This window comes from Streptomyces sp. NPDC053750 (assembly GCF_044544295.1).
In the GTDB taxonomy this organism is placed as follows: Bacteria; Actinomycetota; Actinomycetes; order Streptomycetales; family Streptomycetaceae; genus Streptomyces.
The window spans coordinates 18,232-30,806 of the sequence record NZ_JBITXB010000003.1 but is presented as its reverse complement, the minus strand read 5'-3'; the positions used below and the strand labels follow the sequence as shown (position 1 = coordinate 30,806).

The following is a 12,575-nucleotide window of genomic DNA, read 5'->3' as shown; positions in this document are numbered from 1 at the left end:
AATGCGCCCCGATGCGGGTCCGGCCTGTGGATAACTCGGGCATTTCTCCATACAAACCCAGTCGAATCGCCCGTCACGAGCCTCGCCGGAGCCTCCATAAGAATGGATGTTCGATTTTTGTGTCAAGCGCACCACGCGGCACCTCCGAGCGTACGTCTGCCGCGGTGGGCCGCCGGAGACACAAGAGCCGACGGCTGGGCCTTGCCGCACGTACCCGGGGGCGGCCCTTCAGGAGGAGCTGCCGCCCCCGGGCCCCTCCGTCCGTGGGTTCTCCGGATCCGGTCGCCGGGTCCACAGTCTGCGCAGGCGCGTCGCTTCACCGGGCCCCGATCGGCGGATCCGGCGGCCGTGGACACGAGGGTCGTCCGTGACGTCGTAGCGCCTGACGTACGCCCCGAGGAACGCCTGCAGCGTGGCGATCGCCGGGATGGCGATCAGGGCGCCGACCGCGCCGAGGAGCGCGGTGCCCGCGATGACCGAGCCGAAGGCGACCGCGGGGTGGATGTCCACGGTCTTCGACGTCAGCTTGGGCTGCAGTACGTAGTTCTCGAACTGCTGGTAGATCACCACGAAGATCAGTACCCACAGCGCGTACCAGGGGTTGACCGTGAAGGCGATCAGCATGGGCAGGGCGCCCGCGAGATAGGTGCCGATGGTGGGGATGAACTGCGACACCAGGCCCACCCACACCGCCAGTGCGGGCGCGTAGGGCACCTCCAGGACCTCCAGCAGGACGTAGTGCGCCATGCCGGAGATCAGCGCCATCAGACCGCGCGAGTACAGGTAGCCGCCGGTCTTGTCCACGGCGATCTCCCACGCGCGCAGGACCTCGGCCTGCCGGGCGGGCGGCAGGACGGAGCAGAGCGCGCGCCGCAGCCGGGGGCCGTCGGCTGCGAAGTAGAACGAGAACAGCAGGATCGTCAGCAGCTGGAAGAGCCCGCCGAGGACCTGGGCCGACACGTCGAGGACGCCGGTGGCACTGTTCTGCACGTAGTTGCGCAGCCAGTCGGAACGGAGCAGGCCCTCCTGGATGTCGACCCGGCGCAGCTCGGTGTGGAAGTGGCCGTTGACCCAGTTGATGACCGAGTCGAGGTAGTCGGGGAAGTCCTCGACCATCTTGACGATCTGGCCCGCGAGCATGGATCCGAGCAGCGTGACGAACCCCGCCGCCGCGACCAGCACGGCGAGGAAGACGAGGAAGGTGGCCAGCCCGCGGCGCAGACCGCGGCCCGCCATCCAGCTCACCGCGGGTTCGATGGCGAGGGCCAGGAAGAACGCGATGAGGATGTTGATCAGCAGGCCGGTGAGCTGGTGGAAGGCCCAGCTGCCCAGCTGGAAGACGGCGATGAGCGCGAGGGCCAGCACCATGGCGCGCGGCAGCCAGCTCGGCATACGGGCACCCGGCCCGGCGGAGCCCCGGGACGGGGGCTCGGCGGGGGGCGTCGTGCCGGTCGAGGAGGGGTGCCGGGCCGCCTGCCCGGTCTCGTCAGTGGGTGCCACGGACCAAGTCTCGCCCACTCCGTCGGCCGTGGAGTCCGGTCGGGTGATCTTCGTGACCGATCAGCGCTGTTCCTGTGGCACGTTCATGACGGTGCAGACCACCCGCCACACGTCCTTGGCGTCCCAGCCGGCGTCCAGCGCCTCGTGCACCGTACGCCCGCCCAGCTGCGCCATCACATGGTCGCGCGCGAACGTGTCGGCGTACCCCGGACCGAAGTGATCCGTCATCCGCTCCCAGAAGACCGTCAACCGCATGACTCCAGTATCCCGCTCCTGAGGGTGGGCCCCGCGCCGGGGCGCCGTGGCGAGCCCGTTCTCGGCCTACGGTCTGCCCCATGGCCGAAACCGGAGCTTCCGCACTCCCCCCGACACCCCTCACGCCTCCGTCGGGCTCGATGCTCGCGCGCGCGGAGCACTTCGTCTGGCTGACCGCGCGGGTACTGGAGCAGCGCCTCTTCGCGTACCACTTCCGCGACGGCGAAGCCGCACCGGTGGAGACCGCGCTGGACGCCTACCGCAACGAGGACGGCGGATACGGCCACGCACTGGAGCCCGATCTCCGGGGCCCGGTCAGCCAGCCGCTGCACACCGCGCGCGCCCTGCGCGTCCTGGACGCCGTGGGACGTTGCGGCGGGCAGCGCGTGGAACGGATGTGCCGCTATCTGACCTCGGTGTCCACCCCGGACGGTGCCCTGCCGGCGATCCATCCCTGCCTGCGCGGGTACCCGGCCGCGCCCTTCGTGCCGGTCGTGGACGACCCTCCCGGCGAGCTCCTCGCCACCGGTCCGGTGGTCGGTCTGCTCCACCGCAACGAGGTCTGGCACGCCTGGCTGTTCCGGGCCACGGACTTCTGCTGGCAGGCGGTCGAGTCGCTGGGCACCTCGCACCCCTATGAGGTCGAGGCCGCCGTGGCCTTCCTTGATGCCGCTCCCGACCGCCCGCGCGCGCAGGCGGCTGCCCACCGGCTGGGCCGCCTGGTGCGCGACCAGCGCCTCGCGGTGCTGGACCCGGACGAGCTCGACGCATACCCGGTCGCCCCGGGCTATGCCCCGGGAGAACACCACTTCCCCCACGACTACGCGCGCAGCCCGAAGTCCCTCGCGCGCGCGTGGTTCACGGACGACGAGATGGCCCGCTCCCTCGACTTCCTCGCGGCGGAGCAGGAGGAGGACGGCGGCTGGCCCGTCCGCTGGCGCCACTGGGCGCCCGCCCCCACATTGGAGGCCCGCCCAGGGGTCACGCTCGACGCCCTGCGCACGCTGCGCGCGTACGGCCGCTCCCTGGGCTGCTGATCCGATTACCCGCCCAAGGCCCGCACCCCCGCGGTCACCACCACGGCCGCCGCGACGACGAGCAGGAACGGAGCCCGCAGCACCAGTGCCACGGCGGCAGCGGCGACTCCCGCCGCGCGCGCGTCCAGCACGAGCGCTTGCCCGTCGGCGAAGGTCTGCTGCGCGGTGAGCGCGGCGAGGAGGGCGACGGGCAGCAGGGCGGCGAGGCGCCGGACCAGAGGCCGCTCCAGGGCGCCCGCGGGGACCAGGAGCCCGAGGAGCTTGACGGCGTAGCAACCCACTGCAGTCACACCGATCGCGATCCAGACACTCAACGCTCTCGATCTCCCTCTCGCACTCGATCTCCTTGGCGGCGCCCTTCCGCCCACAGGACGGCCGGCGCCGCCAGCGCGGCCACCAGGACGGGCACGCCGGCGGGCAGCACGGGCAGCAGGCCGAGCCCCAGGAGGACGGCCCCAGCGGCGACCGCGCGCTCGGTGGTGGTCTTCAGCATCGGTGCGAGCAGCGCCAGGAAGACCGCGGGTCCGGCGGCGTCGAGGCCCCAGGCGTCGGTGTCCCCGATGGCCTCCGCCCCCAGCGCGCCGAGCAGCGTGGTGAGGTTCCACAGCACGTACAGGGTGAGTCCGGTGACGGTGAACCCGATCCGGACGCTGCGCCGTGTGGGCTGGGCGAGGGCCACAGCCGTCGTCTCGTCGATGACCCACTGCGCCGCGAACGGCCGCACCGCGCGCGGGAGGGCCAGCAACTGCGAGAGCCGCAGTCCGTAGAACGCGTTGCGCACGCCCAGGAAGAAGGCCCCCGCCGCGGCGGTGAGCGGGTTGCCGCCGGCCGCGAGCGCGCCCACGAGCGCGAACTGGGACGCACCGGTGAACACCAGGAGGCTGAGGGCGCAGGTCTGCATCAGGGTCAGACCGCTGCCGGCCGAGGTCACGCCGAAGGCGAACCCGGACAGCCCGACGGCGACTCCGACCCCCAGGGCGTCCCGTACGACGGCGACGTCCGGCTTGCCCCCGGCGCCCGTGTCGCCCGTGTTCCCCGAGTCCTCGGTGCCCTCCGTGCCCGCCGTGCCCTTGGGGACGGCTGTCTGTTCTGTCACGCCTCGGACGGTAGGAGAAGCCGCCGCCGCGCGTCTTGTACGTTCTTGCGCTCCCGTTGGTACGCGCCGGGCGGTACGCCCACGATTCGCGCGAAGTGCCGGTTCAGATGCGGCTGGTCGGTGAAACCCACGCTGACGGCGGCCTCGGACGGCGTCGTCCCGGCGTCGAGCAGGCGCCGCGCCCGGCGCACCCGGGCGTCCGTCAGCCAGGCGTGGGGCGGCATCCCGTAGGCGTCCCGGAAGGCGCGCAGCAGGGCGAAGGGGCTGCTCCCGAGCTCCGCGGCAAGCTTCTCCAGAGTCGGCGGGTCGGCCATCCGCTCCTCGAGCACGGCACGCGCGCGTGCCGCGATCCGGGACCCGGCCGTCCGCACCTCCCGTCGCGGCAGTGGACCGCCGTTCAATCGCAGCAGCCGGGTCACGGCCACGCGCAGCAGGGTGTCGGCGGCAAGCGCGTTCCCCTCGTCGGCCGCCCGCAGCACCCGGTGCACCAGCTCGACGGTGTACGGATCGTCGAGCACCGGTCGGACGAACCCCGGCGTGCCGCGCAGTGTGGTCGTCTCCGCCGCTATCCGGGACACCAGTTCGGGCGCCGGATAGACGGCCCCGTACCGCCATCCCTCCGGCACGCCGGCCCGTCCCGTGTGCGGGGTGTCGGGGTTCACCAGGGCGAGTGATCCGGCACCGGCGTACTGATCGCTCCCACCGTGGTGGAAGATCTCCACGCCGTCGGCGATGGCGGCGATGACGAAGTGCTCGTGGGTGTGGCGTACGAAGGTCTTCCGTATGTACTGGGCCCGCAGCAGATCGACGTCGGGCAGTTCCGCGTACCGCCAGTGCCGTGCCCGCTCGTCCGATCCCGCCATGCCCCTATTCTCCGACACGGGTTCGACGCCACCGGCTCCCCCGCGGGGGCTGCCCTCACCGTCCCCGCCGAGAAGTCGCCGCACCGCCGACCACATCCGCCCAGGTCAGGCCGATTGTCAGTGCTCGGGTGCACGATGGATCCATGGTCAGCTCCGCACATCGAGCCCTGGACGGCTTCTCCCCCGCGACCCGCGGCTGGTTCACGGGGGCCTTCTCCGCGCCCACCGCCGCGCAGGCGGGTGCGTGGCAGGCCATCTCGGAGGGCTCGGACGTGCTGGTGGTCGCCCCCACCGGCTCCGGCAAGACGCTGGCCGCCTTCCTGGCCGCCCTGGACCAGCTGGCCTCGACGCCCCCGCCCGCCGACCCCAAGAAGCGCTGCCGCGTTCTGTACGTCTCGCCGCTCAAGGCCCTGGCCGTCGACGTCGAGCGCAATCTCCGCAGCCCGCTGACCGGCATCCGCCAGGAAGCCGTACGCCTCGGCCTGCCCGAGCCCGAGGTCAAGGTCGGCATCCGCTCCGGTGACACCCCGGCCGCCGAGCGCCGCGCCCTGTCCACCCGCCCACCGGACATCCTGATCACCACCCCCGAGTCCCTGTTCCTGATGCTCACCTCGGCCACGCGTGAAGCGCTGACCGGCGTCGAGACGGTGATCCTGGACGAGGTGCACGCGGTCGCGGGCACCAAACGCGGCGCCCATCTCGCGCTCACCCTGGAGCGGCTGGACGAGCTGCTTCCGAAACCGGCCCGCCGCATCGGCCTGTCGGCGACGGTCCGCCCGGTGGACGAGGTCGCCCGGTTCCTCGCGCCCCGCGGCAAGGTGGAGATCGTTCAGCCGGTCTCGGGCAAGGAGTTCGACCTTTCCGTCGTCGTCCCGGTCGAAGACCTGGGGGAGCTCGGCGGCTCCCCGGTCGCGGACGGCAACGACGGCGCCGAGCGCCCGTCGATCTGGCCGCACGTCGAGGAGCGGATCGCCGACCTCGTCCAGTCGCACCGCTCCACGATCGTCTTCGCCAACTCCCGGCGCCTGGCCGAGCGCCTGTGCAACAGGCTCAACGAGATCGCGTACGAACGCGCGACCGGCGAGCCCCTGGACGAGCACCACTCCCCCGCCGAACTCATGGGCGGCTCGGGCGCTGCCCAGGGCGCCCCACCAGTGATCGCCCGCGCCCACCACGGCTCGGTCTCCAAGGAGCAGCGTGCCCTCGTCGAGGAGGACCTCAAGGCGGGGCGCCTGCCCGCGGTGGTCGCCACCTCCAGTCTCGAACTGGGCATCGACATGGGCGCCGTCGACCTCGTCGTCCAGGTCGAGTCACCGCCCTCCGTCGCCTCCGGCCTCCAGCGCGTCGGCCGCGCGGGGCACCAGGTCGGTGCCGTCTCCACGGGCGTGGTGTTCCCCAAGTACCGCGGTGACCTGGTCCAGGCGGCCGTGGTCACCGAGCGGATGCGCAGCGGCGCCATCGAGGCCCTCAGGATCCCCGCCAACCCGCTGGACGTCCTGGCCCAGCAGCTCGTGGCGATGACCGCGCTGGACACCTGGCAGGTCGACGACCTCCTCGCCACCGTCCGCCGCGCCGCCCCCTTCGCCTCCCTCCCGGAGTCGGCCTTCACTGCCGTCCTGGACATGCTCGCGGGCCGCTATCCCTCGGACGCCTTCGCCGAACTGCGCCCGCGCGTGGTGTGGGACCGGGTCGCCGGCACGGTCACCGGCCGCCCGGGCGCGCAGCGCCTCGCCGTCACCTCGGGCGGCACGATCCCCGACCGCGGGCTCTTCGGGGTCTTCCTCGCCGGCGCCGATCCGAAGAAGGGCGGCGGCCGGGTCGGCGAGCTCGACGAGGAGATGGTGTACGAGTCCCGGGTGGGGGACGTCTTCACGCTCGGCACCAGCTCCTGGCGCATCGAGGACATCACCCGCGACCGGGTCCTGGTCTCCCCCGCACCGGGCGTCCCGGGCAGGCTGCCCTTCTGGAAGGGCGACCAGCTGGGCCGCCCCCTGGAGCTGGGCCGCGCACTGGGCGCGTTCCTGCGCGAGGTCGGTTCCCTCTCCAAGGAGGACGCCCGGCTGCGCCTCGTCACCGCGGGCCTGGACGCCTGGGCCGCGGACAACGTCCTGGCGTACCTCGACGAGCAGCGCGAGGCCTGCGGCCACGTCCCCGACGACCGCACCATCGTCGTCGAGCGCTTCCGGGACGAGCTGGGCGACTGGCGGGTCGTGGTCCACTCCCCCTTCGGGGCCCAGGTCCACGCTCCCTGGGCGCTCGCCCTCGGCGCCCGGCTGACCGAGCGGTACGGCATGGACGCGCAGGTCATGCACGCCGACGACGGCATCGTGCTGCGCCTGCCGGACGCCGACCTGATGGGCCTGGACTTCCTCGACCAGGACCCCGCGAAGCCCGGCCTCGAGTACGACGCCGAGCAGGCGCCGGTCGGCGCGGCCGACGTCGTCTTCGACAAGGGCGAGGTCGACCGGGTCGTCACCGACCAGGTGGGCGGCTCGGCCCTGTTCGCGTCCCGCTTCCGCGAGTGCGCCGCCCGCGCGCTGCTGCTGCCGCGCCGCAGCCCCGGCAGGCGGACCCCGCTGTGGCAACAGCGCCAGCGCGCCGCGCAGCTGCTCGAGGTGGCGAGCGAGTACGGCTCGTTCCCGATCGTCCTGGAAGCGGTCCGCGAATGCCTCCAGGACGTCTTCGACGTGCCGGGGCTGGCCGAGCTGATGGGCGACCTGGAGTCGCGCAAGGTGCGCCTGGTCGAGGTCACCACTCCCGAGCCGTCCCCCTTCGCCCGCTCCCTGCTCTTCGGATACGTCGCCCAGTTCCTGTACGAGGGGGATTCGCCGCTGGCCGAGCGCCGTGCCGCGGCCCTCTCCCTGGACTCGCGGCTGCTGGCCGAGCTGCTCGGCCAGGCGGAGCTGCGCGAGCTGCTCGACGCAGAGGTCCTGACCGAGCTGGAGCGCGAACTGCAGTGGCTCACCGAGGACCGCCGTGCCAAGGACCCGGAGGGCGTCGCGGACCTGCTGCGGATGCTCGGCCCGCTCACGGACACCGAGCTGGCCGAGCGGGGTGCCGAGCCGCAGTGGGCCCCGGAGCTGGCCACCGCCCGCCGGGCGATCAGGGTACGCATCGCCGGCGCCGACCACTGGGCCGCGATCGAGGACGCGGGCCGACTGCGCGACGCGCTGGGCACGGCGCTGCCCGTGGGCGTCCCCGAGGCCTTCACCGAGCCGGTCAAGGACCCGCTCGGCGACCTCCTCGCCCGCCACGCGCGCACCCACGGCCCCTTCACGTCGGTCACGGCGGCGGCCCGCTTCGGCCTGGGCGTCGCGGTCACCGAGGGCGCCCTGCAGCGCCTGGCGGCGGCGGGCCGGGTCGTACAGGGCGAGTTCCATCCGGCCGGAATCGGCCAGGAGTGGTGCGACGCGACCGTACTGCGCAGGCTGCGCCGTCGTTCCCTGGCGGCGCTGCGGCACGAGCTGGAGCCGGTGCCGCCGGCCGCGCTCGGTCAGTTCCTCCCCCAGTGGCAGCACATCGGCAAGGGACACGCGCTGCGCGGCATCGACGGGCTGGTACGGGCCGTCGAACAATTGCAGGGTGCCTCCGTGCCCGCCTCGGCCCTGGAGAAGCTGGTCCTGCCGTCCCGGGTGGCGAACTACAGCCCTGCGCTGTTGGACGAGCTCACGGTCGCCGGTGAGGTGGTGTGGGCCGGTGCGGGCTCGCTCCCCGGCAAGGACGGCTGGGTCTCCCTCTATCTCGCGGACGCGGCCCCACTGCTCCTGCCGCCCCCGCACCCCCTGGAGCCGACCGCCCTCCACGAGTCCGTCCTGACCGTCCTCGCCGGCGGCTACGGCCTGTTCTTCCGGCAGATCGCCGACCAGGTCCGCGCCACCACCCACCCGGACGTCACCGATCCGCAGCTGGCCGACGCCCTGTGGGACCTGGCCTGGTCCGGACGGCTGACGAACGACACGCTCGCGCCCCTGCGCTCCCTGCTGGGCTCGGGCCGCACCGCGGGCTCCACGGCCCACCGCGCCAAGCGCGCCGTGCCACGCGGACGTTACGGCTCGCTGACGGCCGCCGCCCGGCCCGCCTCCCGCTCCGGCCCGCCGACGGTCGCGGGCCGCTGGTCGCTGCTCCCGGCCCGTGAGGCCGACACCACGGTGCGTGCCCACGCCCTGGCGCGCACGCTCCTCGACCGGCACGGCGTGGTGACCCGCGGTGCCGTCGCGGCCGAGGGCGTCGAAGGCGGTTTCTCGGCGGTGTACCGCATCCTGGCCGCCTTCGAGGAGAGCGGGCAGGCCAGGCGCGGCTATGTGGTGGAGGGGCTCGGCGCGGCGCAGTTCGCCATGGAGGGGGCCGTGGACCGGCTGCGTGCGGTGGCGAACGCCCGCGAGCGCGGCGACGGCTCACCCGGGGGGACGGAGTACACCGGCGGCGACCCCGAGGACCGCGCCGCAGGAGACGGCTCCGTCGGCCGGGCCTCCGGCTCCCCCCTCGTCTTCACGTCCGGCGGTCGCCAGGGCCCCGGCGCCCCGGACCCCTTCGACGACGTCTTCGCAGACCCTGACCGCCTGGGCCGGTCCCCCTCCCGGGGCGATGACATCTCCCCCCGCGACTACGCCGAACCGGGCGCCGGCGGCCCACGCGGCGGCGGGGGCGCACAGAGCGGCGGCACGCACGGCGGCTTCGGCGGTGCGCGCCCGTACGCCGCGTACGACCCCGGATTTTCCAGTCGCCGTGGCCGCCCCTCCGCCGGCCCGCGGGCCGTCGTCCTGGCTGCCGCGGATCCGGCGAACGCGTACGGCGCGGCCCTCGCCTGGCCCGAGCCCCCGGCCGGTGCCACCCACAAGCCGGGCCGTAAAGCGGGGTCGCTGGTGGTCCTCGTCGAGGGCGAGCCGGCGCTCTACATGGAGCGCGGCGGCAAGACGCTCCTGCTCTGGCCCTCCGATCCGGACGGTGAGCCCGCCGACGACCTCCGTCTGCGGGCGGCCACGGAGGCACTCGCAGCGGCCGCCCGCGCCGGTTCCCTCGGCACGGTCACGGTCGAGCGTGTCAACGGCGCGGCCGCGCTGACGTCCCCCCTCGGCCCGCTCCTGGAGGAAGCGGGGTTCATCGCCACCCCGCGTGGCCTGCGCATCAGAGCCTGAGCCTGTCACCCTTGTCCCATGCCCGAAGGAGACACGGTCTGGCAGGCCGCGCGACGGCTGCACGACGCCCTCGCGGGCAAGGTGCTGACCCGCAGCGACTTCCGCGTGCCCCGGTACGCCACGGTCGACCTCACCGGCCGCACGGTCCTGGACGTCACCCCGCGCGGCAAGCACCTGCTCACCCGGGTCGAGGGCGGCCTGACGGTGCACTCGCACCTCCGGATGGACGGTTCGTGGAAGGTGTTCGCGGCCGGTCAGCGCTGGAGCGGCGGTCCCGCGCACCAGATCCGGGTGGTCCTCGGCACCGCCGACCGCACGGCCGTCGGCTACCGCCTCCCGGTGCTGGACATCCTCCGCACCGCCGACGAACAGCGCGCCGTCGGTCACCTCGGCCCGGACCTGCTCGGCCCGGACTGGGACCCCGAGCAGGCCCTGGCCAATCTGCGCGCGGAGCCGGCCCGCCCCCTCGGGGAGGCCCTGCTCGACCAGCGCAATCTCGCCGGTATCGGCAATGTCTACAAGAGTGAGCTCTGTTTTCTGCTCGGCGTCACCCCGTGGCTCCCGGTCGGCGAGCTGCCCGCCGACCGGGCCGCGAAGCTGCCCGCGCTCGCGAAGAGGCTCCTGGACGCCAACCGCGACCGCCCGATCCGCCGTACGACGGGTCTGCGCGGCCAGGACCTGTTCGTGTACGGCCGCGCACCCCGCCCCTGCCTGCGCTGCGGCACGTCGCTCCGCGTGGCCGACCAGGGCGACGGTTCCCGCGAGCGCCCCACGTACTGGTGCCCCACCTGCCAGGCCGGGCCCGCGCCGCGTCCGGGCGGCCGTACCGGCACCGGGCCGTGGCGCGCAACGAGGTGACTCGGAGGGCCGGCAAGGGATCTGGTGCGGCCCAGGAGTGGCTCAACCGGCGAGCAGGCCGTCCATCTGGCCGACCGCCTCCCGCAGTCCCTCCTCCATGCCCATCGTCATGAGCTGGTCCATGCCTTCCCGGGTGTCGAAGACCGCACGCATCTCCATGCGGGTGCCGCCGTCGCGCTCGGTGAGCGTCACCCGGTTCGTGGTCGTCGGCATGTCGGCGTTCGGAACCCCGTCCGCATCGGCGAACCCGTCGGTGAACTCCAGCGACCTGGGTGCGTCGACCGTGGCGATCCGCCACCAGCCGCGGTACTTGTCCCCTTCGGGGCCGGTCATGAAGTACCTGACGTCCCCGCCCGGGGTCAGGTCGTGCTCCTCGACCGTCGCCGGGTAGGTCGGCGGACCCCACCAGCGCTCCAGAAGCCGCGGGTCGGACCACAGCTGCCACACCCGTTCCACGGGGGCGGCGAAGTCGGCGACGAGGGTGAGGGTCAGATGGTCGAGGTCCTTGTCCAAGCTGGTGACGCTCATCGTTCCGGTCCTTCCGTCGGGTTGGGCACGTCGGAGTCCACTTCCCGGGCGAGCAGACCGGACATCCGCTCCACCCGGCCACGCCAGACCGTCTCCAGCTCGTCGAGGGCCTGCCGCGCCCGCCCCACGGCATCGGGGTCGGTGCGCACGAGCTGCTCCCGTCCGCGGCGCCGTTTGACCACCAGCCCTGCCCGCTCCAGCACCGCGACGTGCTTCTGCACCGCGGCGAAGCTCATCGGGTAGGCCTCGGCCAGCCGCGACACCGACAGGTCGTCCCGTACACAGCGACGGAGGATGTCGCGGCGCGTCATGTCGGCCAGGGCATGGAACAGACGGTCCACGCCTTCCTCGGTCTCTCCGCCTTCGGCCTCTTCGGTCAATCCATCTACAACCATTTGGTTGTATGTTATCTCCGTCACCGACCGTCGTAAAGGGCCGCTCGCAGGGCACGCCGCCACCGCCCCGCCGCCACGGCCCCAGCGGCCCGGCGCTGGGGCACACAGTGCACCGGCAGCACACTCAGCCCCCACCCGCCGACCGCGACGGCCCCCTCGAGCACCCCCGCGCCGGGCTCCAGCGCCAGTCGCAGCACGGCCCACCACCACAGCGCACCGAGCCCCAGCGCGGCCGCCCGACGAACCGTCCGCGCCCAGGTCATCCGGGGCCGCCCGTCCGAGTCATCCGTTCTCGGCTTGGAACATCCAGTGCTGCTTCTCGAGATCGGCCGTGATCTGGATGAAGATGTCCTGGCTGACGGGATCCGGGTCCCCGGTCGCCGATATCCGTTCGCGCATCCGTCCGATCACCGCGCCCAGCGCGTCCACGATGGTCTGTACTGCGGTGTTGTCGTCGACCCACCCTTCGGGGGTCACGTCGATGCCGCTTCCGACGGCCACCGTCGCGGCGCGCCCGTCCGGGGACACACCGAGCGCCGAGGCGCGCTCCGCCACGGTGTCGGAGTGCGTACGCGCGGTGGAGACGAGCTCGTCGAGCTGGAGGTGCACGGAGCGGAACCGCGGGCCGACCACGTTCCAGTGGATCTGCTTGGCCACCAGGGCGAGGTCCACCAGGTCCACGAGGCCGCCCTGGAGGGCCTCGGACACGGTCTTCAGATTCGCGTCGGACAACGGGCTCTTCACGACGTACATCCACGCCTCCGTCGGTTCGCCCCCCGGCCATGTCTCTCCACGATGACCGCCTCGCCGGGGACCGGCAAACCGGCGAGGGCACCGCCGACGGCACTCGCCCGCGCACGCAAAAACCCCGACCGCACCTCTCCGGTCTCCCGGAGAGACCCCGGCCG

11 protein-coding genes and 1 pseudogene are annotated in these 12,575 nt (G+C 73.2%); 3 read left to right on the top strand and 9 right to left on the bottom strand.

Annotation, left to right across the window (positions count from 1 at the left end; translation table 11 throughout):
* Positions 1 to 228: 228 nt before the first annotated feature.
* On the bottom strand, positions 229 to 1,500 hold the full coding sequence (locus ACIGO6_RS09690) for an AI-2E family transporter (protein WP_399873723.1): 1,272 nt from the start codon (positions 1,498 to 1,500) through the stop codon (positions 229 to 231).
* A gap of 60 nt (positions 1,501 to 1,560) precedes the next feature.
* Positions 1,561 to 1,755 (bottom strand): DUF3046 domain-containing protein, encoded by a 195-nt coding sequence (locus ACIGO6_RS09685; RefSeq protein WP_217139662.1) that lies wholly within the window; start codon positions 1,753 to 1,755, stop codon positions 1,561 to 1,563.
* Between the two features lie 80 nt (positions 1,756 to 1,835).
* Between ACIGO6_RS09685 and ACIGO6_RS09680 the strand changes: the two genes are divergently transcribed.
* Complete coding sequence (locus ACIGO6_RS09680) at positions 1,836 to 2,792, top strand: hypothetical protein (protein WP_399873720.1); 957 nt, start codon at positions 1,836 to 1,838, stop codon at positions 2,790 to 2,792.
* Between the two features lie 5 nt (positions 2,793 to 2,797).
* On the opposite strand, the gene ACIGO6_RS09675 is transcribed toward ACIGO6_RS09680, so the two are convergent.
* The 3 genes and pseudogenes from ACIGO6_RS09675 to ACIGO6_RS09665 all read right to left on the bottom strand — a co-directional run.
* Positions 2,798 to 3,106: an AzlD domain-containing protein gene (locus ACIGO6_RS09675; RefSeq protein WP_399873717.1), complete on the bottom strand. Its 309-nt coding sequence runs from the start codon at positions 3,104 to 3,106 to the stop codon at positions 2,798 to 2,800.
* The gene (locus ACIGO6_RS09670) at positions 3,103 to 3,888 is read right to left on the bottom strand and encodes an AzlC family ABC transporter permease (protein ID WP_399873714.1); all 786 of its coding nucleotides are present in this window, start codon (positions 3,886 to 3,888) and stop codon (positions 3,103 to 3,105) included. The genes ACIGO6_RS09675 and ACIGO6_RS09670 overlap by 4 nt, the downstream gene beginning before the upstream one ends.
* Positions 3,888 to 4,751: pseudogene (locus ACIGO6_RS09665) on the bottom strand (AraC family transcriptional regulator); the annotation flags it as partial. The pseudogene ACIGO6_RS09665 and the gene ACIGO6_RS09670, both read right to left, overlap by 1 nt.
* Positions 4,752 to 4,894: 143 nt before the next feature.
* Between ACIGO6_RS09665 and ACIGO6_RS09660 the strand changes: the two are divergent.
* Together ACIGO6_RS09660 and ACIGO6_RS09655 are read left to right on the top strand one after the other, a co-directional pair.
* On the top strand, positions 4,895 to 9,886 hold the full coding sequence (locus tag ACIGO6_RS09660; RefSeq protein WP_399873712.1) for an ATP-dependent helicase: 4,992 nt from the start codon (positions 4,895 to 4,897) through the stop codon (positions 9,884 to 9,886).
* A gap of 18 nt (positions 9,887 to 9,904) precedes the next feature.
* Positions 9,905 to 10,744, top strand: a complete 840-nt coding sequence (locus ACIGO6_RS09655; RefSeq protein WP_399873709.1) for an Fpg/Nei family DNA glycosylase — start codon at positions 9,905 to 9,907, stop codon at positions 10,742 to 10,744.
* 42 nt (positions 10,745 to 10,786) lie between these two features.
* Here ACIGO6_RS09655 and ACIGO6_RS09650 read toward each other — a convergent pair whose 3' ends face one another.
* From ACIGO6_RS09650 to ACIGO6_RS09635, 4 genes are read right to left on the bottom strand one after another with little or no spacing between them, the layout of a single operon-like run.
* Positions 10,787 to 11,272 carry an SRPBCC domain-containing protein gene (locus tag ACIGO6_RS09650; RefSeq protein ID WP_399873706.1) on the bottom strand — a complete coding sequence of 162 codons (486 nt, stop codon included), beginning with the start codon at positions 11,270 to 11,272 and terminating at the stop codon, positions 10,787 to 10,789.
* Positions 11,269 to 11,667 carry an ArsR/SmtB family transcription factor gene (locus ACIGO6_RS09645; protein WP_399873703.1) on the bottom strand — a complete coding sequence of 133 codons (399 nt, stop codon included), beginning with the start codon at positions 11,665 to 11,667 and terminating at the stop codon, positions 11,269 to 11,271. The genes ACIGO6_RS09650 and ACIGO6_RS09645 overlap by 4 nt, the downstream gene beginning before the upstream one ends.
* Before the next feature lie 20 nt (positions 11,668 to 11,687).
* Positions 11,688 to 11,930, bottom strand: coding sequence for a hypothetical protein (locus ACIGO6_RS09640; RefSeq protein ID WP_399873700.1), 243 nt, complete (start codon positions 11,928 to 11,930; stop codon positions 11,688 to 11,690).
* Positions 11,931 to 11,949: 19 nt separating this feature from the next.
* Positions 11,950 to 12,420, bottom strand: coding sequence for a Dps family protein (locus ACIGO6_RS09635; protein WP_399873698.1), 471 nt, complete (start codon positions 12,418 to 12,420; stop codon positions 11,950 to 11,952).
* Positions 12,421 to 12,575 lie beyond the last annotated feature (155 nt).

Coding starts and splice junctions, on each gene's coding strand:
- ACIGO6_RS09685 (WP_217139662.1), bottom strand. CDS start 1,755: ATGCGGTTGACGGTCTTCTGGGAGCGGATGACGGATCACTTCGGTCCG.
- ACIGO6_RS09680 (WP_399873720.1), top strand. CDS start 1,836: ATGGCCGAAACCGGAGCTTCCGCACTCCCCCCGACACCCCTCACGCCT.
- ACIGO6_RS09660 (WP_399873712.1), top strand. CDS start 4,895: ATGGTCAGCTCCGCACATCGAGCCCTGGACGGCTTCTCCCCCGCGACC.
- ACIGO6_RS09655 (WP_399873709.1), top strand. CDS start 9,905: ATGCCCGAAGGAGACACGGTCTGGCAGGCCGCGCGACGGCTGCACGAC.
- ACIGO6_RS09650 (WP_399873706.1), bottom strand. CDS start 11,272: ATGAGCGTCACCAGCTTGGACAAGGACCTCGACCATCTGACCCTCACC.
- ACIGO6_RS09645 (WP_399873703.1), bottom strand. CDS start 11,667: ATGGTTGTAGATGGATTGACCGAAGAGGCCGAAGGCGGAGAGACCGAG.
- ACIGO6_RS09640 (WP_399873700.1), bottom strand. CDS start 11,930: ATGACCTGGGCGCGGACGGTTCGTCGGGCGGCCGCGCTGGGGCTCGGT.
- ACIGO6_RS09635 (WP_399873698.1), bottom strand. CDS start 12,420: ATGTACGTCGTGAAGAGCCCGTTGTCCGACGCGAATCTGAAGACCGTG.